Source organism: Uliginosibacterium sp. 31-12, from assembly GCF_030548425.1.
Taxonomy (GTDB): Bacteria; Pseudomonadota; Gammaproteobacteria; order Burkholderiales; family Rhodocyclaceae; genus Uliginosibacterium; species Uliginosibacterium aquaticum.
In genome coordinates, this window is sequence record NZ_JAUOOA010000001.1 from 203,366 (window position 1) to 221,166 (window position 17,801).

The following is a 17,801-nucleotide window of genomic DNA, read 5'->3' on the forward strand; positions in this document are numbered from 1 at the left end:
TTTCATGCAACGCATCCTTCTCGCCGCCGGGCGGGCTCTGCGCAGCCTCGCCGAGCCCGGCATGCTTTGGCATCTGCTGTGGCCGACCCTTGTCGCCCTCCTGCTGTGGGGCGGGCTGGCCATCGGATACTGGAGTGAGGCTGCACAGGCCTTGTTGCAGCTGATGCGCGGCTGGCCACTGGTGGGGGGCTGGTTCGGTAGCGGCCACGAGATCGCCAGTGGCCTGTTGAGCTTCGCCCTGCAGGTGGTGATGCTCCTGCTGATGCTGCCGCTGGTATATGTCACGGCGGCCATGCTGGTGTCGGTGTTTGCCATCGGCTTCATGCTCGAGCGGGTGGCGGCGCGGGATTATCGCGAGCTCGAACAGCGCCGTGGCGGCAGCCTGATCGGCAGTGTGACGAACTCGGCCGGCGCTTTTGTCATCTTCCTGTTAGTTGCACTGGCTACGCTGCCGCTGTGGTTTGTGCCGGGCCTCGGCCTGGTGCTGTCGCTCACGCTGGGTGCCTGGCTTAACAAACAGTGTTACGCCTATGACGCTTTGATGAATCATGCGGATGAGACTGAGCTTGCCCGCCTGCCGCGCGAGCGTCGCAATGAAATGTGGCTGCTGGCGCTGGGGTGTGGCCTGCTTGGTTTCGTGCCCTTGCTGAATCTGCTGGCGCCAGCTTTTACGGGGCTGTGCTGCGTGCATTACCTGCTTGAAGCCTTGCGTCAGGAACGTGGGCGGCCGATCAAAGACATTTCTGCGGAGTAAGACATGGCATTTGGCGTACTCATCATCGGTGATGAAATCCTCTCTGGCAGGCGGCAAGACAAGCATCTCGCCAAGGCCATCGAATTGCTCGCTGCACGCGGCCTGCAACTGACGTGGGCGCGCTATTGCGGTGATGATCGCCCGCTGCTGACCGAAACCATCCGCCAGACTTTTGCGACCGGCGACATCGTGTTTTCCTTCGGCGGTATCGGTGCCACGCCAGACGACCACACCCGTCAGTCCGCCGCCGCCGCCGCCGGTGTGGCGCTAGCCCTGCATCCGGAAGCTGAGGCTGCCATGCGTGAGCGCTTCGGTGCGGAACTTACGCCGCAGCGCCTGAAGCTGGGCGAATTTCCACTGGGCAGCCGCTGCATTCCGAACCCCTACAACCGGGTGCCGGGTTTTGCCTTCGGTACGCATCACTTCCTGCCGGGGTTTCCGGAGATGTCCTGGCCGATGATGGAATGGGTGCTGGATAACTGGTTTGCCGGGCTGCATCACCAGCGTGCGCATGCCGAGCAATCGATCCTGGTGTTCGGGGCTCGTGAGGGCAATCTGATCTCCTTCATGGAGGCGCTGGAAGCGCGCCACGGGGTCACCATCTTCAGCCTGCCGCATCTGGGCAGCGAGAGCCTGCGCCAGCATATCGAGCTGGGCGCGAAAGGTGAGCCGGCTGCCGTGCTGGCTGCGCTGGATGAGATCCGCGCCGAGATGACGCGGCAGCGCTTCGAGTGGCTGCCGGCCGAGGATACGCGCCCGGCTGCCTGAGCTTAGTTCCCCGGAGAGGGGGCTAAGCCGCGTTGCAGTGAATGTTGCTGCGTCTGCCCGGCCGCGAATTCGGCGCTCAGCGCAGCCATCAGGTGATGTGCGCGTGCCGAGTTGTCGGCGCCGAAATTGCAGACATAGACGTCCAGCGTCACGGCGTGCTGCTCGGGCCAGGTGTGGATCGCGAGATGGGATTCGGCCAGCAGCAGCACGCCTGTCACTCCGCCTTGCCCGAGTACCCCCGGGAAGGCGTGCCAGACCTCATTCACGATCGTCAGCCCGGCCGCCTCGACATGCTCGCGGCAACGCGCGGCCAGCAGTTCTGCCCGGGTGAGCAACGCGTCGGCACAGCGGCATTGATGCAGGTCGGCGGTGAGGTGAAGGCCTTGCATGGCGAGTGTCGGTCAGCTTGATGTATTCATTCTGCCAGCGCTTTTTCCAGCGCGCTCAGGGTGCGCGCGCCGAGCCCGGCGCACTGCGCCTCATCCAGCACATACGGCGGCATCCAGTACACCGTGTTGCCGATCGGCCGCAGCAGCAGGCCCTCGGCCAGCGCATGGGCGTGGAAGCGGCGGGCAAAGCCGGGCGTAGCCTCCACATCGAAGGCGAGGATCATGCCCAGTTGGCGCAGGTGACGTACCGTCGGATGGGCCGCGATCGGCCCGGCGGCCCGGGCGAGCCAGCGGGCGCGTTGCTCGTTTGCGATCAGTACATTGTCATCGCGGAAAATTTCGAGTGTTGCCAGTGCTGCCGTGCAGGCCAGTGCGTTGCCGGTGTAGGAGTGCGAATGCAGGAAGCCGCGCGCCACGTCGTCGGCATAGAAGGCCTGATAGATCGTGTCGGTGGTGAGCACCAACGAGAGCGGCAGGTAGCCGCCGGAAATGCCCTTGGAGAGACACAGGAAGTCCGGCCAGGTGCCTGAATGCTCCATGGCGAAGAACTTGCCGGTGCGGCCACAGCCGACCGCGATTTCGTCGGCGATCAGATGCACCTCATATTGGTCGCACAGGGCGCGGGCGCGGCGCAGGTATTCTGCGTCGTACATCGCCATGCCGGTGGCGCATTGCACCAGCGGCTCGACGATCAGCGCCGCCGTTTCGGCGTGGTGCTCGGCGAGAAAATCTTCAAGCGCACGCGCGGCGCGGATCGCCACGTCCCGCGCGGATTCGCCCGGCTCGGCGGAGCGCGCGTCCGGCGAGGCGACCGTGGCGGCAGCGCGCACCAGCGGCGCATAGGCTTCGCGGAACAGGGCGATGTCGGTGACGGCCAGCGCGCCCACGGTTTCACCGTGATAGCTGCCGGCTAGGCTCACGAAGCGGGTCTTGGCCGGGCGGTCGCTGTTGCGCCAGTAATGCACGCTCATCTTTAGCGCGATCTCGGTGGCCGAGGCGCCGTCTGAAGCGTAGAAGGCGTGGCCCAGCGCGTGGCTGGTCAGCGCGGCAAGCTCTTCCGAGAGGCGCACCACCGGTTCATGCGTGAAGCCGGCGAGGAGCACGTGTTCGAGCTTCTCCATCTGTTCGCGCAGGCGTTGATTGATGTGCGCATTGCAGTGACCGAAGAGATTCACCCACCAGGAACTCACTGCGTCGAGATAGCGTTGCCCGTCCTCGGCTACGAGCCAGGGCCCTTCACCGCGCGTGATGGCGATCAGGGGCAGGGTTTCGTGCTGTTTCATCTGCGTGCAGGGATGCCACACGGAAGAGAGCGAGCGCTGGAGCAGGGAGGCGGACATGACGGGGCTGGGCGGCGGCAAAGCGCGCAGTCTACCCGTGAAGCGGCCCGGCTGCTTCAGCTCGCCAGGTGGTCGTGCAGGGCGACGAATTCCTGGGTCAGCTTGTGGCGTGCATCCAGATGGATCATCGGGCGTGCCAGCTGATGGCTCTCGCGGATCTTCACCGAGGCTGAGAGGAAGGTCGGCAGGATCGGCAGGCCTTCGTCGACGAGCTCCTGCACCAGGCGCTGCGGCAGGCTGGCGCGCGGCTGGAACTGGTTCACCACGATGCCCTCGACCAGCAGCTCGCGGTTGTGGTCGGCACGGATTTCCTCGACGTTTTCGAGTAGGGCGTAGAGCGCGCGGCGCGAGAAGTCGTCGCAGTCGAAGGGGATCAGGCAGCCGTCGGCGGCGATCAGTGCCGAGAGGGTGAAGAAATTCAGCGCCGGTGGGGTATCGATGTAGATGCGGTCGAAGTCGTCTGCCAGCTCGGCTAGCGCTTCGCGCAGCTTGTAGATCTTGTGGCGCGATTCGAGCTTGCTCATGAGTTCCTCAAGGCGTGGCGAGGAGGCCATCACGCTGAGGTTTTCGAAGGGAGTGGCAACGGCGTAGTCGGCCGTGGCACGCGTTTCAAAGCGGATGGTGAGGGTCTGCTCGAAGAAGTCCGCCAGTGTGTGCTCGACTGTGGTGACAGCTTCGCCGAGCAGGTAATGCGTGGAGTTGCCTTGCGGGTCGAGATCGATCACTAGGGTGCGCAGGCCTTGCGCGGCCGAGATGGCGGCCAGGTTACAGGTGATGGTGGACTTGCCAACGCCGCCCTTCTGGTTGAACACCACGCGCTTCATGATCCGCCTCCGTTACTTGAATTGCTGCACTGCACACATTGTGCCAAAAAGCCGCAGGAAGTGGCGGCGCGTGTCCATTTCGCCACGCTGCAAGCCCGGTTTCATAGGCCTCGCGGCTACAATGCGGCTTCTAGCCGAGGGGACATAATGAAAGCACGCAAGCTGTTGGCCGCCCTGCTGGCCGCATCGGGTTTTGCCATGCCGGCCGGGGCCGCCGAGTTCATCTCCGTAGGAGGTTTCTCCTACCATTTCGAGCGCGATCTGGGCCACAACGAGTTCAATTACGGACTCGGTTATGAGCGCGATGTGAATGAGGAATGGACCTGGTCTGCCGGCGTGTACAAGAACAGCCTGCGCCGTGCGAGTTTCTATGGCTTGGCCAACTGGTATCCGCTGAATCTGGGCGCGGGCTTCCGTGCCGGCCTCACCGGCGGACTGATGACCGGCTATCACGATTCGCCGGTGATCGCGACCCTGATGCCAACCCTCGAGTGGCGCGGTGAGGTGCTGGCCCTGCAAAGCTATGTGGTGCCGACCATCAAGCCCTATGTGGATGGTGCCGTGGTGCTGCAGTTCAAGTTCGCCTTCAGGTAGGCGGGTTTTCGTTCAACGCCTGCTGCAGGGCAACGGCTGCTCCGGTGAGGGCTGGGTTGCCGGCCGTAATGACCCAGGTTGGAATCGTGGCCAGGTAGGTGGCAAACCGCCCCTTGGCCTCAAAGCGCGCGCGGAAGTCTGAGCGGGCAAAGTAGTTGCCCAGTTGTGGCACGATGCCGCCACCGATGAAGACGCCGCCTTGGGCACCGAGGGTCAGAGCCAGATTGCCGGCGGTGCTGCCGAGCAAGGCACAGAACATGGCCAGGGTGTCAGCACAGAGGACATCGCTGTTGTCCAGTGCCTGGCGCGTGATGGTGGCGCCATCGAGTTGTGGCTCGGCCAGGCCGCGCACCCGGGCAAGGGCCCGGAGCAGGGTCAGCAAGCCGGGACCGGATAGCACCCGCTCGGCCGATACATGGCCGTATTCACGTAGTAGCAGCGCGGTGACGGCGAACTCTTCATCCGTGTATGGCGCGAGGCTGACATGACCGCCCTCGCCACCGATCGGAGCGTACTGCCCCTTGACCGGCACCAGCCCGGAAACCCCTAGCCCGGTTCCTGGGCCGATCACGCCGATGGCCGCACCGCGCAAGGCCTGACCGGGACCAATCTGCTGCAGTCCGGCCGCGTCCAGATGCGGCAGGGACAAAGCCAGCGCGGTGAAATCATTCACGAACACCAGCTCACCCAGGCCCAGCGCTTCACGCAGCGCGCGGATCGAAAACTGCCAGGGGTTGTTGGTCAGGCGCAGCTCGTCGCCGGTAATCGGATTGGCGATACCGATGGCGGCGTGGCGTGGCTGGATGCCTCCCTGGGCCGCAAGGTAGCTGCGGATCGCTTCGAGCGGGCCCGCATGCTCGGCGCAACGCAGGGTGACGATTTGGCTGATGGCTGCACCGGGCGCCGTGATCAGGCCAAAGCGGGCATGGGTGCCGCCGATGTCGCCGACCAGGCGGGGATGACTTTCAGCGTGTCCAGAAAACATGTTTCTCCGGTCCTTGGGCGTGCAGAAAATGGCTCACCGGCAGGGCCGGATTCGTGTGTTGCAGGGCTTCACCGAGAACCTGCCATTTGCGCTGACCCGTGATGTGCAGGATCAGGTTGCGGGTCGCCAGCAGGCGCGCGGCGGTCAGCGTGATGCGCTCGCGCACTGGCGCTGCGCCGATCACCTCCAGGCTGGCGTGGCCCGTCGCATCGTACAGTGCGGCTTCACGTTGCGGGCTATGCGGAAAGATCGAGGCCGTATGGCCATCTTCACCCATGCCCAGTACCACCGCATCAAATTGAGCAGGCAGGGTGGCGAGGCGCGCGTTGCGTTGTGGCGGGGTTTCGTCCGCCAGATACAGTGGCAGGAAGCGTGCTGCGGCTGCCGGCCCTTGCAATAGATGAGTGGCCAGGCTGGCGGCGTTGCTGTGGGGGCTCGCAGGCTCGCAGCAGCGGTCGTCTGCAAGGGTTACGAAAATACGTGACCAATCCAGAGAGGCCGCACTCAGTGCGCGGAAGAACCCGGCCGGTGTGCGTCCGCCTGAGAGCGCGAGGGCGGCCTGGCCATGTTCGGCAAGGCCGGCACGCAGGCAGCCAGCGACCAGGGTGGCCTGGGCCTGATCCAGCTCGGTGGCGCTGGCGAAGGTGTGGAGCGACAGGTTCACGGCTAGATGGCTACGGAAAGCGGGTTCTCGAGTGTAGGAAATTGGCGTGCGGAAGGCTAGCGCTTGCAAGGGTGGCGAGCGGCACGAATTTTCATGGCGGGCATTGTGAAGTCCGATGCTTGTGCGTGAAGCAGCATTGGACTACTTTCTGAAACTCGACCCCCGCCAGAAAATACCATCATGCCGATTCATCCGATTCTCGACGCGGTGACTCACCGCATCGTTGCCCGCAGCGCCGAAACCCGAGGCCGTTACCTAGCCCGTATTGAGGCCGCTATTCCTGGTGCCCCCTATCGCGGCCAGCTCGGCTGTACCAATCTGGCGCACGGTTTTGCGGCCAGTCCGGCGGAAGACAAGCTGCGCATCAAGACCATCAAGGTGCCGAACATCGGCATCGTGACCGCTTACAACGACATGCTGTCGGCTCATCAACCCTACGGCGTCTATCCTGAAATCATCAAAACGGCCGCGCGCACTGCGGGTGCCACGGCTCAGGTGGCTGGCGGCGTGCCCGCCATGTGTGACGGCATTACCCAGGGTCAGGACGGCATGGATCTGTCGCTGTTCTCGCGCGACGTGATCGCCATGAGTACCGCGATTGCACTGTCCCACAACATGTTCGATGCCGGTCTGTGCCTCGGCGTGTGCGACAAGATCGTGCCCGGGCTGTTCATGGGCGCGCTGCGTTTCGGCCATCTGCCCTTCATCTTCGTGCCTGCCGGGCCGATGCCCACCGGCATCTCGAACGATCAGAAGGCCAAGGTGCGGCAGAAGTACGCCGCTGGCGAAGTCGGGCAGGAGGCGCTGCTGGAGAGCGAATCACAGTCCTACCACGCACCGGGGACCTGTACTTTCTACGGCACCGCCAACAGCAACCAGATGATGATGGAGATGCTGGGCCTGCATCTTCCGGGGGCGGCCTTTGTGCCGCCAGGCACGCCTTTGCGTGAGGCGCTGACGCGGGCCGCTGCGACCCGCGTGCTGGAACTCACCTCCAGCCGCGCAGAATTTACGCCGCTGGGCCGCATGATCGACGAGCGCAGCATCGTCAATGCACTCGTTGGCCTGCTGGCTACCGGCGGCTCAACCAATCACACCCTGCACCTGGTGGCGATGGCGCGTATGGCAGGGATCCTGATTGACTGGAGCGATTTCGAATCACTCTCCAAGGCGGTGCCATTGATTGCGCGCGTCTATCCGAATGGTGCGGCCGATGTGAACCAGTTCCATGCGGCGGGCGGCATGGCCTGGGTGGTGCGCGAGCTGCTGGCGGGGGGGCTCTTGCACGAGGATGTGCAGACGGTGTTCGGCAAGGGGCTGGCGGCCTATGCCAAAGCTCCGGCTCTCGACGAAAGCGGGGCGCTGGTGTGGCGCGAAATTCCCGCCGAGAGCGGTGATCCGGCGGTACTGAGCAGCGTGGCCGAGCCTTTCAGTGAGGATGGCGGTCTGCGCCTGCTGACCGGCAACCTCGGTCGGGCGGTGATCAAGGTGTCGGCAGTGAAGCCTGCGCAGCGTGTGATCCGTGCTCCGGCCATCGTTTTCGAAAGCCAGGATGCACTGCTGGCCGCGGCCAAGGCCGGGCGTCTGGAGCGTGATTTCGTGGCGGTGCTGCGTTTTCAGGGGCCGCAGGCGATTGGTATGCCGGAGCTGCATCAGCTCACCCCAACGCTGGCCAACCTGCAGGACAAGGGGTTCAAGGTCGCACTGGTGACCGATGGGCGCATGTCTGGCGCTTCCGGCAAGGTACCAGCGGCGATCCACGTCACGCCGGAGGCATTGGCGGGTGGCCCGCTGGCACGCGTGCAGGATGGTGATGTCATCGAGCTGGATGCTGAGGCCGGCATCCTGAGGCTGGAAACTGCCGGGACAGATTTTGCCGGACGTACCCCGGCTAAATTCCGTGGCGCGGGTCAGAGCGGTATGGGGCGTGAGCTGTTTGCACCAATGCGAGCGGCCGTGAATGGTGCCGAGCAGGGCGCGACTGTGTTCTCGTTTGAGGAGTGAGAGGTAGCAGGCGCGCGGCTTAGCCCGCGTGATGCCGCCAGGTGATCGCCCAAGCATACAGGGCGCTCACGCACAGGATGTCGAAGGCTGGGCCGAAGACCAGGAACAGGGTCGGCATGGCCAGCGGACTCATGAATTGCAGCAGGGCGGCGTGGGCCAGCAGCTTCAGTGGCAGGCTCAGTACGAGGAAGGCCGCAATCATCAGTGTGGCCAGCAGGCGGCGCTCATGGCTGCGCTCCACGATGTAATGGGTGGCAGCCATCACCAGCGGCAGACTCAGCAGCAGGCCGATGCTGATGACTGCAAGGTGGTGGGTGTGCTGGGCTACGTCGTAGTCGAGCGGGCTTGCCGCCTGCAGCAGCAGGGTGGCGAGATGAAAGCCTGCCAGCGCGCGCACGACCGAGCGCAGGGCCGGGCGCAACAGGCTGGCCAGCAGGAACAGCAAGGCCGCTCCTCCCAGATTGCCAAGCCAGGCCTGGGAATCCGCAGCGGCCAGCCAGAGCTGGATCGCAGGCGTTTCGAACTCTCCCCATAGCGGCAATTCCAGGTTCATGCGGCCGGCCATCGCGTCGCTCAGTGGCAGCCAGCTCAGCAGATGCAGCAGGGCTGCGTCCCAGAAACGCAGCAAGGCTGGCAGCACTCGGAAACTCAGCCAGGTGAGGCCGGCGGCCATCAACAAGGCGACCAGTGCTTGGCCGAAGCGACTTGCAGCAAAACGTTGCAACAGGCTCGGAGGCGTGGTCGGACTGGTGGCGAGTGCCGCATCAGGCAGATTCATGCGCTGATCCTCGCATCGATGACTTCGCCGCGCCGACCCGCTCGGACCGTACCGTATGCCACACACCCCTCGCTGACGAGGAGTTCATCCGCCGCCAGGGTAGAGGGTTCGTCCGGTTTGCCGACCCGGCTGCAGGGCCCCAGGCGCAGGCAGGAGGCTGAGATTAGCGGGCCGCTGACCAGACAGTTGGCGCCTGTGCTGATCGGGCCGTCGGCATACACCGCGCCTTCGATCTGCACATCCTGACCCAGCACGATGCCTTTGTCGGCACGTAGCTGGCCGAAAATCCGGCAGCCATCGCCAATCTCCAGCAAGCCGGCCACGATCAGATCACCACGTACGGTATGGCCGGGCGGGATGACGAGATTGCGTCCGTTGCCGAGCTGCTCACCGCGCCGTGAGGGCGGATCGAAGCGGGCTACCGGGTCTTCAAGGGCCGGTCGGGCCGGGCTATCCGGTTGGCGTCCGAAGCTGATGCGTGGGGCCTCGAGCTGCTCGAAGCGGGTGCGGCGGGCCAGTGCGATCTCGATACCGGCACTGGCAAAGCCCTTTACGCTGCCGCCCTCGGCCACATCCAGGCGGCGATCACTGCGTACCCAGCGGGTGACCCGGGCACGGATGCCGATGGCGATGTCGCGGTGGGACAGTACGGATTTGACGACGGCATTGTGGGCAACGTTGATGCGGCCCTCGGCGAAAATCTCGCGGTCACACACCAGTTCGCCAGGAATGTCGAGGTGCCCGGCTGAGAGCACCAGGCTGCGCAGGCGTCGGGTTGCGGGTGGGATGCACTCGGCTAGATGCTTGTTGAAGCCCAGCACGATGAAAGGTCGGCCGCTTTCGTTGGCGCCCTGGATCGGTTCGCTTTCGCGCACGACTTGCAGCAGTTGTGCAAACTGCTGCGTCACCATGCCACGGAAAGCTTCGATCCGCGCCGGCGCATCCTTTTCAGCCTCCGGTGCTGGATTGCGGGCCTCGGGCCGGCGCAGGGTCCGCAGTGCCGGCAGGAAAGGTAGCAACAGGCCGAAGGCGCAGAGCGCAACGAAAGCCAGCCAGGCTTGCAGGGGACTCAAGCGACCGCTCCTTCACTGGCGGGCGTTTCGATGGGCTGAGCATGCTCGCGGCGTCGTGGTGTCCGCGTGGTGGCCAGCAGAATGATGCCGCCGAGCAGGCGATGTGCAAAGCCCACCCAGCTCAACGGCAGCAGGCGGATTTCTTCGCGGACTCCGGCCATGCGCGCAGCGGCCGCGATGCGGAAGGCCGGGCCTGGATTGCCGTGCGGGTCGAAACTGCAGGCGGTGCATAGCAGGATGGCCAGTCCGGCAAGCAGCGGTGCGCCGGTGAAATAGAGCGCGATGCCGCAGGCGAGGTTGATGAGCCAGACCAGGGGAAGAGCTGCTGTGAAGAAAGCCGCCGCGCCCTGGCGACGAGCCCCCGCGGGCAGGCGCGGGTCCACCAGCAGGCTGGCCAGTCGCAGGCTCTGCAGAACCAGCGCCGGATGCAGGCGAGGTGAGCGGATCTGGTCGAGCAGATCTTCACTGTGGTAGCGGGTGATTTCGCCGAGCAGGCTGGATTGCCAACCCAGCCGGGTGAGATCGAGGATCAGACTGGCGCCATCGGGGGCGTGCAGGAGATCGGGCGCGTGCAGGCTCTTCATCGCCTGGCGGCGCACTGCGCGGATGCGCGCCTTGCCACATAGCAGCAGGTTCAGCGCATCGTTCTGGCTGGCCAGCAGCGTGTCGGCCTGGTCGGCAAGCAGGTCCAGGCGGGCGGAGAGTGCTCCGTCTAGCGGGGTGAACACGGCCCGGGTGAGCACGCAGCCGATGGCCGGATCAAGAAGTGGGGTGATGGACTGACGCAACCAGTTACGGGCCAGCGGCAACTCCTGATCGAGCACCACCAGTGCGGTGCCGATGGAGTTGGCGACTGCAGCGTGCAGCGCTGTGGCCAGCGTGGTGTTGGGACCGGCCATCATCGGCAGGGGATGGACCCGGCCCGGGCAGGCTCGCTCAAATACTGCGACCGCTTCGACAAGCCCGGTTTCAGCGGGGTCGAACATCAGCACGAAATGGATGCATTCGGCGGGGTAATCGAAATCCATGCCGGCCAGGGCTGTCAGGCGTTCGATCTGTTGTGCGGCTTTGCCGTGTGATGGCACCAGGATCGAAATTGTGGGCCAGCGGGCATGGCTCAGGGCCAGCGGACGCGGCGGGCGCAACACACGCAGGCGCAGCACGCGTAGCCATTCGCGTAGCAGATGCAGACCCAGCAGGGTCGAGGTGAGGAGCCAGAGCCCCTGCAGGGCGGACTGCAGCAGCTTGCTGTGGGCAGGCGCTTCTGTCGGCGCTGGCGAGGCCGCTTCGATCGGGGGTGTGAGTTGCAGATCGGGTGGGGTGCTAAGGATCTGCGGACTGAGATTCAGCGGACGCTCGTTCTCGTCCGCCGAGCCCTGTGGTACTGGGGTGGCAGGGGGTGCGATCTGAGTCGAACCGATATGCGGATCAAGCTGCAGGTGAGGGTCGGGGCTCGATGCTGACGTGTTTGTGCTACATGCGAAAAGCATGAGCAGGGCAGCGCACGACGAGCGGAACGACGGGATCGACTGCATTCTTGTAGGTATGTCGCCTGGGTTCAGAAGGCCGTCTGTTGCGCCGTCATGTCTCCCCCGGCCGGCCTCATGAGCAGGGATTCTAGCCCGGTTTGCCGCGCTTGCGCGTGCTGCGCGGCCTCCTCAGTTGATCTCCAGATTGTCAATCAGGCGGGTGCTGCCCAAGCGGGCAGCAGCCACCACGACAAGCGGCTGATTGTCCTGTGGCGCCTGCAGGTCGGATTGCTGGCGGATGGCAATGTAATCGGGCTGCCAGCCGTGCGCGCGTAGCTGTTCTACGGCTTCGGCTTCGAGGACTGTGTAGTCCTGACGACCGGCTTTCACGGCTGCCGCCAGTTGCTTCAGGCAAGCGGCGAGGCGAGGTGCCTCGACACGCTGTTCGGCCGTCAGGTAACCATTGCGGGACGACAAGGCGAGCCCGTCCGGTGCGCGCACGGTGTCACAGCCGATGATGGTGATCGGCAGATTCAGTTCGCGCACCATGTTGCGAATCACGATCAGCTGTTGGTAATCCTTCTTGCCAAAGAGCGCGATTTGCGGCTGGACGATATTGAAGAGCTTGGTGACGATGGTTGCCACACCCCGGAAATGCCCGGGGCGGGATGCGCCTTCAAGGATTTCGTCATGGCGTGCGGCAGGCTGTACGAAATAGCTTTGAGCCTGCGGATACAGCTCCGCTTCATCCGGGGCAAACAGGTGATCGACTCCCACCGCAGCCAGTTGCTCACAGTCGGCCTGGAAGGTGCGCGGATAGCGGTCGAAGTCTTCGTTTGGGCCGAACTGGGTGCGATTGACGAAAATGCTGCTGACCACGGCATCACCATGTGTACGTGCAGTTTGCATGAGGCTCAGATGGCCGGCGTGCAGGTTGCCCATGGTGGGGGCAAAGGCGATGCGGGTGGCGGAGGCAAGGGCTGCGCGCAGGCTTTCAATGCGAGTATGGATCTGCATGAGGGGAGGGCGGCGAGAGGCGGGCTAAAAACAAGTCGGGCAGGATGCACCAAGCGCCTCGCGCAGGCAATCTTTGCAGTTCAGCCTGTCTGCCCCGACGGGCAGAGCTTGGGTCGCATCCTGCCTAGACGAGCATGGGCCGGGGCGGCTCTGCCGAACTGACCTACAAACACGATGACTGGCCGTTTCGCATGGTCGGCAACGGTGGCAGAGGGACAGGAATGCAAGGTTTCAGGCAGTGTTTCCGCTCAGCTTCCCTTCACTACGCCTTGCGGGTAGTCGCGGCGTATTTCGCGATTGCCGCGCTGTGGCTGGGTTTGCTTGATCATCTTGTGGCCTGGTCGCAGGTCAGCCCGGCATTGCGCGCGGAGATCCTGCGCTGGCAGGGCTGGGCCTTTGTGCTGTTCAGCGCGGCTTGTCTTTTCTTGGCGCTGTGGTGGAGCCGCGGGCGGGTGGAGCATCGTCTGGAACAGTTGCGGGCCAGCGAATTGCGTTTCCGCTCCCTGTTTGAGCGGCTGCCCGCCATTGCGGTACAAGGCTACGCTGCGAATCATGAGGTGATTTTCTGGAATGCGGCCAGTGAGCGGCTGTACGGTTATCGCGCCGAGGAGGCGCGCGGACGTTTACTCGAAGAGCTGATCGTGCCGGTGGAGTGGCGTGAGGCGGTGCGACAGCAGATTACGGATTGGCTGGAGAAGGGGCAGGCCATTCCGCCAGGCGAACTGCTGTTGATGCGCAAAGATGGCTCGCGGGTGCCGGTCTATTCAAGCCATGTGCTGATCGAGAATGTCCGTGGCGAGCAGGAAATGTACTGTCTGGACGTTGATCTTTCGGCACTCAAGCAGGCGGAGGCCAAGGTCCGTTTGTCCGAAGCCGTATTCAACGACTCGGCAGAAGGCATCCTGGTGACCGATGCGGATAACCGGATCGTGTCGGCTAACGATGCTTTCTGCCGCATCAGTGGTTACAGTCCAGAAGAGGTGGTGGGGCAGACGCCCAACATATTCAGCTCCGGCCGCCACGACTATGGTTTCTACGCCTCAATGTGGCGAAACTTACTGGAGAAGGGGCGCTGGCACGGCGAAATTCTCAACCGCAAGAAGAATGGTGATGTTTATCCCGCCTGGCTGGCGATCAGCGCGGTGGAGGATGAAGAAGGCAGCATCTCGCATTTTGTGGCCATCCTGTCTGACTTCTCCGAACGCCGTGCTTTTGAGGAGCGTCTGGAGTTCGTCGCCAATCATGACGCGCTGACCGGTTTGCCTAATCGCGTGTTGCTGCGCGACCGCGCCGAACGTGCGCTGATGCTGGCCGCTCGCGATGGTTTCAGCCTGGCCATGGTGGTGCTGGATCTGGATCACTTCAAGATCGTTAACGATTCGCTCGGGCATGCCAGTGGAGATCGCCTGCTGCTGGCCGTGGTTGATCGCCTTCAGTCCTGTCTGGCCGAGGCCGACACCTTCTGTCGGCAAGGGGGGGACGAATTCATTCTGCTGATTCCTGCGGATGCCGGGCGTGAGCAGCTGGGTAGCAAATTGCAGCACATGCTGGCGAGTCTGGCCCAGCCATTCGATATCGAGGGGCATTCCTTGATCATCACGGCTTCGATGGGCGTGGCACAGTTCCCGGATGATGCGCACAGCGTCGATGAACTGCTGCTCAAGGCGGAAACCGCGATGTATCACGCCAAGCAGGCAGGCCGGAACGCCTATCGTTTCTTCTCCGAGCAGATGAACGCGGATGCTCACGAGCGCTTGGCCCTGCAATCGCGTCTGAGTCAGGCTGTCGAGCGTGGCGAGTTGCTGTTGCATTACCAGCCTCAGATTGATCTGCGCACGCGGCGCATCATCGGTGCCGAAGCACTGGTGCGCTGGCGCGATCGTGAGCTTGGGTTGGTCTCTCCAGCCAAGTTTATCCCGGTCGCGGAAGAGAGCGGACTCATCATCCCGATCGGTGAGTGGGTGCTGCGCGAAGCCTGCCGTCAGGTTCAGCTCTGGCGCGAGCAGGGGTTGCCGGAGTTATTGATCGCTGTAAACATGTCTGCCCTGCAGTTCAAACGCAGCGATCCGGTTGAAACCGTGCGCCAGATTCTGGAAGAGACAGGGCTGCCCGGTCACTGTCTGGAGCTTGAACTGACGGAGTCAATCCTGATTGATGACGCCAACCTGATTCTCGAAACACTCCGGCGTCTCAAGGCGTTGGGGGTACAGCTGGCGATCGACGATTTTGGTACTGGCTATTCAAGCCTGGCCTATCTCAAGCGTTTCCCGATCGACAAATTGAAGATCGATCAGTCCTTCGTCAGAGATATCGTTGATGATGCCGACGAAGCCGCCATCGTGCACACGATCATTCAGCTAGGCCGCAACCTCAAGATGCGTACCCTGGCGGAAGGGGTGGAAACCGAGTCGCAGCTGGCCTTCCTGCGCGTCGAGGGCTGTCGTGAGGCGCAGGGCTATCTGTTCAGTAAGCCCTTACCGCCAGATGACTTTCTTGCCTTGTTCAGACAGGGGCGCGCACTGGCGGGGGGCTCAATTCAGTCAGTGCCAAGCGCAGTGCCAGTGCAATGAAAAACACGCCGCTGAATCCTTGTAGCCAGTTATGCAAGCGTGGATGAGCGTGCAGCAGGCGTCCTAGGCTGCCCGCGCTCAGCGCAATCATGCTGAAAACAGCGCCTGCAGCTAGCGTGAAGATCAGGCCGAATATGGCGATCTGAGTGGCACTGCTCCAGTTGCCGGGGCGTACGAACTGCGGCAGGAAAGCAAGGAAGAAGAGTGCAACCTTCGGGTTGATCGCGTTGGCGATCAGGCCTCGCCTGAAGTGCGCCAGGAAAGTTGTTTCGCTCTGCGCAGTACTGGTCAGGGCGCTGCTCTTGGTGCATTGGCGCAGGCTTTGCAAGCCGATCCAGCCCAGATAGGCGGCCCCGAGTCCCTGCAGCAGTTGCAAGGCTAGTGGCGAGGTTGCGAGCAGGGCCGTAATGCCCAGTACGGCTAGCAGGGTGTGGTTCAGACAGCCCGCCGCACAACCTAATGCAAACCCGAGGCTGGCGCGGCGGCCGGTGGACAAACCCAGCGCCAGCACACCCAGGTTGTCTGGCCCGGGCGTGGCGGCGATCAGCAGGGCCGTGGGTACAAACAGCAGTAATTGCCCTGCGTCCATCCCCATGATTTTTACTTGCTGGCCAGGTAGCGGCTGTTCGGATAGTTCTGGCGCAGGACGCGCTCAGTGTCCAGGCGCAGAGTTTCAAGTTGTAGCTCACGATAGCTCTGGATCATCAGGCCCAGCGCATCTTCAACCGACTTCGAAGTGGAGTAGGTTTTCACCACGGCTTGCGCCCGATTGGCTGCAGCCAGCGGTGCCCGACGTTGCAGGTAGTAGCGGGCTGCATTCAACTCATGGGTGGCCAGCGCTTCAAGCAGGATGTTCATGCGCAGGTGAGCATCTGCGGCATAACGGCTGTCTGGAAAGCGCTGATAGAGCTGCTTGAAGGTTTCAAACGCGTTCTGTACGCCTTTCTTGTCCCGCTCCGAGAGTGGTTGCTGGGGCAGGAAGGGAAGCCATTCATCGCGCTTGGTGTTTTCGTAAGCGAGGCCCTTCAGGTAGTAGGCGTAGTCAACATTCGGATGATTCGGGTGAAGCCGGCTGAAACGCTCGGCGGCACCAATCACAGCATCCATTTCGCCCATCTTGTAGTGCGCATAGGCTGTATCGAGCTGCGCTTGCTGGGCGTGACGACCATATGGGAAGCGGGCTTCGAGCTGCTCGTAAGCCGTGATGGCAGATTCGTAAGAACCGGCATCCAGAAACTCCTTGGCCTCGGCATACGCAGACTGCGGGTCTTTCGCAGTGGAACCCGGCTTGGGTGCGGTTGCACAGGCGGTGAGCAAGCACAGCAGAGCGACTGCCGGTAAACTACTGAGGGTGAACTTGAACATTCCGACACCATCCGAAAGCAATGCCGCTGATTATAGCGGAAGCCCTGCGGCCGACTGCCGCATTCTGCATGTGCCGGCCGAACTGGCTGGGCAGCGACTCGACGCAGCACTTGCGCAGCTCATCAGCGAATACTCGCGCAGTCGCCTGCAGAGCTGGATTCGCGATGGCCTGGTGAGTTGCGAAGGCCGTTTGCTGGCGGACCCCAAAATGCGCCTGAATGGTGGTGAAAGCCTGCGAGTTGAGCTGGCCCCGCCGCCCGAAGCGCTCGCTGATGTGCCGGAAGATATTCCGCTGGACGTGATCTTCGAAGACGAGCACATCCTCGTTCTGAACAAGCCAGCCGGCCTCGTGGTACATCCGGGCAGTGGCAACTGGAGTGGAACCCTGCTCAACGCGTTGCTGGCACATGCCCCAGCATTGGCCGAGGTTCCACGAGCCGGCATCGTTCATCGTCTTGATAAAGATACCTCTGGCTTGATGGTGGTGGCCAAGACTTTGGCGGCGCAGACTGATCTGGTGCGCCAGTTGCAGGCACGCACCGTAAAGCGGCACTACGCGGCAGTTGTGATGGGTACCCCACCGGCACGTGGCACTGTGGATGAGCCGATTGACCGGCATCCCGTGCAGCGCACGCGCATGGCCGTGGTGCCGGGCGGGCGCGAAGCGCGCACACATTTCCGGGTGATCGAGAAACTGCAGGGTGCGTGTTGGGTGGAATGTGTGCTGGATACCGGACGTACTCACCAGATCCGGGTCCACATGGCGCATCTGGGGCACCCGCTGGTGGGGGACCCCGTCTATGGCGGGCGTAAAATTCTGGCGCCAGCATCGGGCTTCAAACGCCAGGCTCTGCATGCTTTCCAGCTTGGCTTGCGGCATCCGGCCAGTGGTCAGGAAATGCTCTGGCAGGTACCCCTTGCAGATGATCTGCAGACACTGATTGCCGCCCTAAGAACTGCCTCCTGATCTGTTTTCCGGGTGATCGCCCTTGCCGCTGGCAGGGCTGGTCTCGTTCCTGCTTTGTGTTTCGCGCTTGCGGCGCAATCTTGCGGGGGTGCCGATGAGCCATAGCAGCAGGCAAAGTGGCAGCAGACCCCAGAAGAAAAAGCTCAGCAAACCAGCGATCCAAGAGGCTTGGCTGATGGCAATCAGGCTGGCTGTAAACAGCCATGCAATGGCGACGATGTACATTGGGGCAGCGCCTTG

At 63.1% G+C, this 17,801-nt stretch carries 18 protein-coding genes; 6 read left to right on the plus strand and 12 right to left on the minus strand.

The annotated features are described in order from the left end of the window. The first annotated feature begins 4 nt into the window (after positions 1–4). Together Q3Y64_RS00930 and Q3Y64_RS00935 are read left to right on the plus strand one after the other, a co-directional pair. A complete protein-coding gene (locus Q3Y64_RS00930; RefSeq protein ID WP_303559483.1) occupies positions 5–754 on the plus strand; it encodes an EI24 domain-containing protein in 750 nt (249 codons plus the stop codon). Between the two features lie 3 nt (positions 755–757). Continuing rightward, positions 758–1,522, plus strand: a complete 765-nt coding sequence (locus Q3Y64_RS00935; RefSeq protein WP_101942400.1) for a molybdopterin-binding protein — start codon at positions 758–760, stop codon at positions 1,520–1,522. Positions 1,523–1,524: 2 nt separating this feature from the next. Here Q3Y64_RS00935 and speD read toward each other — a convergent pair whose 3' ends face one another. The 3 genes from speD to Q3Y64_RS00950 are packed head-to-tail and all read right to left on the minus strand — an operon-like array spanning position 1,525 to position 4,075. Then, entirely contained in the window at positions 1,525–1,911 is a 387-nt protein-coding gene (speD, locus tag Q3Y64_RS00940) for an adenosylmethionine decarboxylase (protein ID WP_303559486.1), read from the minus strand. Positions 1,912–1,937: 26 nt separating this feature from the next. Beyond that, the gene (gene bioA / locus Q3Y64_RS00945) at positions 1,938–3,251 is read right to left on the minus strand and encodes an adenosylmethionine--8-amino-7-oxononanoate transaminase (RefSeq protein WP_303559488.1); all 1,314 of its coding nucleotides are present in this window, start codon (positions 3,249–3,251) and stop codon (positions 1,938–1,940) included. 56 nt (positions 3,252–3,307) lie between these two features. Further along, entirely contained in the window at positions 3,308–4,075 is a 768-nt protein-coding gene (locus Q3Y64_RS00950) for a ParA family protein (RefSeq protein WP_303559490.1), read from the minus strand. A 147-nt stretch (positions 4,076–4,222) separates the two neighbouring features. Between Q3Y64_RS00950 and Q3Y64_RS00955 the strand changes: the two genes are divergently transcribed. Next, positions 4,223–4,669: a hypothetical protein gene (locus Q3Y64_RS00955; protein ID WP_101942404.1), complete on the plus strand. Its 447-nt coding sequence runs from the start codon at positions 4,223–4,225 to the stop codon at positions 4,667–4,669. Here the strand turns inward: Q3Y64_RS00955 and Q3Y64_RS00960 are convergent. Together Q3Y64_RS00960 and pgl are read right to left on the minus strand one after the other, a co-directional pair. Further along, positions 4,662–5,654 (minus strand): glucokinase, encoded by a 993-nt coding sequence (locus tag Q3Y64_RS00960; protein WP_303559492.1) that lies wholly within the window; start codon positions 5,652–5,654, stop codon positions 4,662–4,664. The two genes, Q3Y64_RS00955 and Q3Y64_RS00960, sit on opposite strands and share 8 nt — an antisense overlap. Beyond that, a complete protein-coding gene (gene pgl / locus Q3Y64_RS00965) occupies positions 5,635–6,318 on the minus strand; it encodes a 6-phosphogluconolactonase (protein ID WP_303559493.1) in 684 nt (227 codons plus the stop codon). The genes Q3Y64_RS00960 and pgl overlap by 20 nt, the downstream gene beginning before the upstream one ends. Before the next feature lie 186 nt (positions 6,319–6,504). On the opposite strand from pgl, the gene edd reads away from it, so the two are divergent. Continuing rightward, positions 6,505–8,322 (plus strand): phosphogluconate dehydratase, encoded by a 1,818-nt coding sequence (gene edd, locus Q3Y64_RS00970; protein ID WP_368506642.1) that lies wholly within the window; start codon positions 6,505–6,507, stop codon positions 8,320–8,322. Positions 8,323–8,341: 19 nt separating this feature from the next. Here edd and Q3Y64_RS00975 read toward each other — a convergent pair whose 3' ends face one another. The 4 genes from Q3Y64_RS00975 to panC all read right to left on the minus strand — a co-directional run bounded on the left by Q3Y64_RS00975 (position 8,342) and on the right by panC (position 12,659). Further along, positions 8,342–9,100, minus strand: a complete 759-nt coding sequence (locus Q3Y64_RS00975; RefSeq protein ID WP_303559497.1) for a hypothetical protein — start codon at positions 9,098–9,100, stop codon at positions 8,342–8,344. Beyond that, complete coding sequence (locus Q3Y64_RS00980) at positions 9,097–10,173, minus strand: hypothetical protein (RefSeq protein WP_303559499.1); 1,077 nt, start codon at positions 10,171–10,173, stop codon at positions 9,097–9,099. Before Q3Y64_RS00980 ends, Q3Y64_RS00975 begins: the two co-directional genes overlap by 4 nt. Beyond that, the gene (locus tag Q3Y64_RS00985) at positions 10,170–11,663 is read right to left on the minus strand and encodes a hypothetical protein (RefSeq protein WP_303559501.1); all 1,494 of its coding nucleotides are present in this window, start codon (positions 11,661–11,663) and stop codon (positions 10,170–10,172) included. Before Q3Y64_RS00985 ends, Q3Y64_RS00980 begins: the two co-directional genes overlap by 4 nt. Positions 11,664–11,831: 168 nt before the next feature. Beyond that, positions 11,832–12,659 (minus strand): pantoate--beta-alanine ligase, encoded by an 828-nt coding sequence (gene panC, locus Q3Y64_RS00990; RefSeq protein WP_303559503.1) that lies wholly within the window; start codon positions 12,657–12,659, stop codon positions 11,832–11,834. Positions 12,660–12,880: 221 nt separating this feature from the next. Here panC and Q3Y64_RS00995 point away from each other — a divergent pair, with 221 nt between their 5' ends. After that, on the plus strand, positions 12,881–15,229 hold the full coding sequence (locus Q3Y64_RS00995) for a bifunctional diguanylate cyclase/phosphodiesterase (RefSeq protein ID WP_303559505.1): 2,349 nt from the start codon (positions 12,881–12,883) through the stop codon (positions 15,227–15,229). Here the strand turns inward: Q3Y64_RS00995 and Q3Y64_RS01000 are convergent. Beyond that, positions 15,162–15,824: a LysE family translocator gene (locus Q3Y64_RS01000; RefSeq protein WP_235943798.1), complete on the minus strand. Its 663-nt coding sequence runs from the start codon at positions 15,822–15,824 to the stop codon at positions 15,162–15,164. The genes Q3Y64_RS00995 and Q3Y64_RS01000 overlap by 68 nt on opposite strands. 5 nt (positions 15,825–15,829) lie before the next feature. Further along, entirely contained in the window at positions 15,830–16,594 is a 765-nt protein-coding gene (locus Q3Y64_RS01005) for an outer membrane protein assembly factor BamD (protein ID WP_101942413.1), read from the minus strand. 61 nt (positions 16,595–16,655) lie between these two features. Between Q3Y64_RS01005 and rluD the strand changes: the two genes are divergently transcribed. After that, a complete protein-coding gene (gene rluD / locus Q3Y64_RS01010) occupies positions 16,656–17,561 on the plus strand; it encodes a 23S rRNA pseudouridine(1911/1915/1917) synthase RluD (RefSeq protein WP_170022018.1) in 906 nt (301 codons plus the stop codon). Here rluD and Q3Y64_RS01015 read toward each other — a convergent pair. Further along, positions 17,544–17,786 (minus strand): hypothetical protein, encoded by a 243-nt coding sequence (locus Q3Y64_RS01015; protein WP_101942414.1) that lies wholly within the window; start codon positions 17,784–17,786, stop codon positions 17,544–17,546. The two genes, rluD and Q3Y64_RS01015, sit on opposite strands and share 18 nt — an antisense overlap. Positions 17,787–17,801 lie beyond the last annotated feature (15 nt).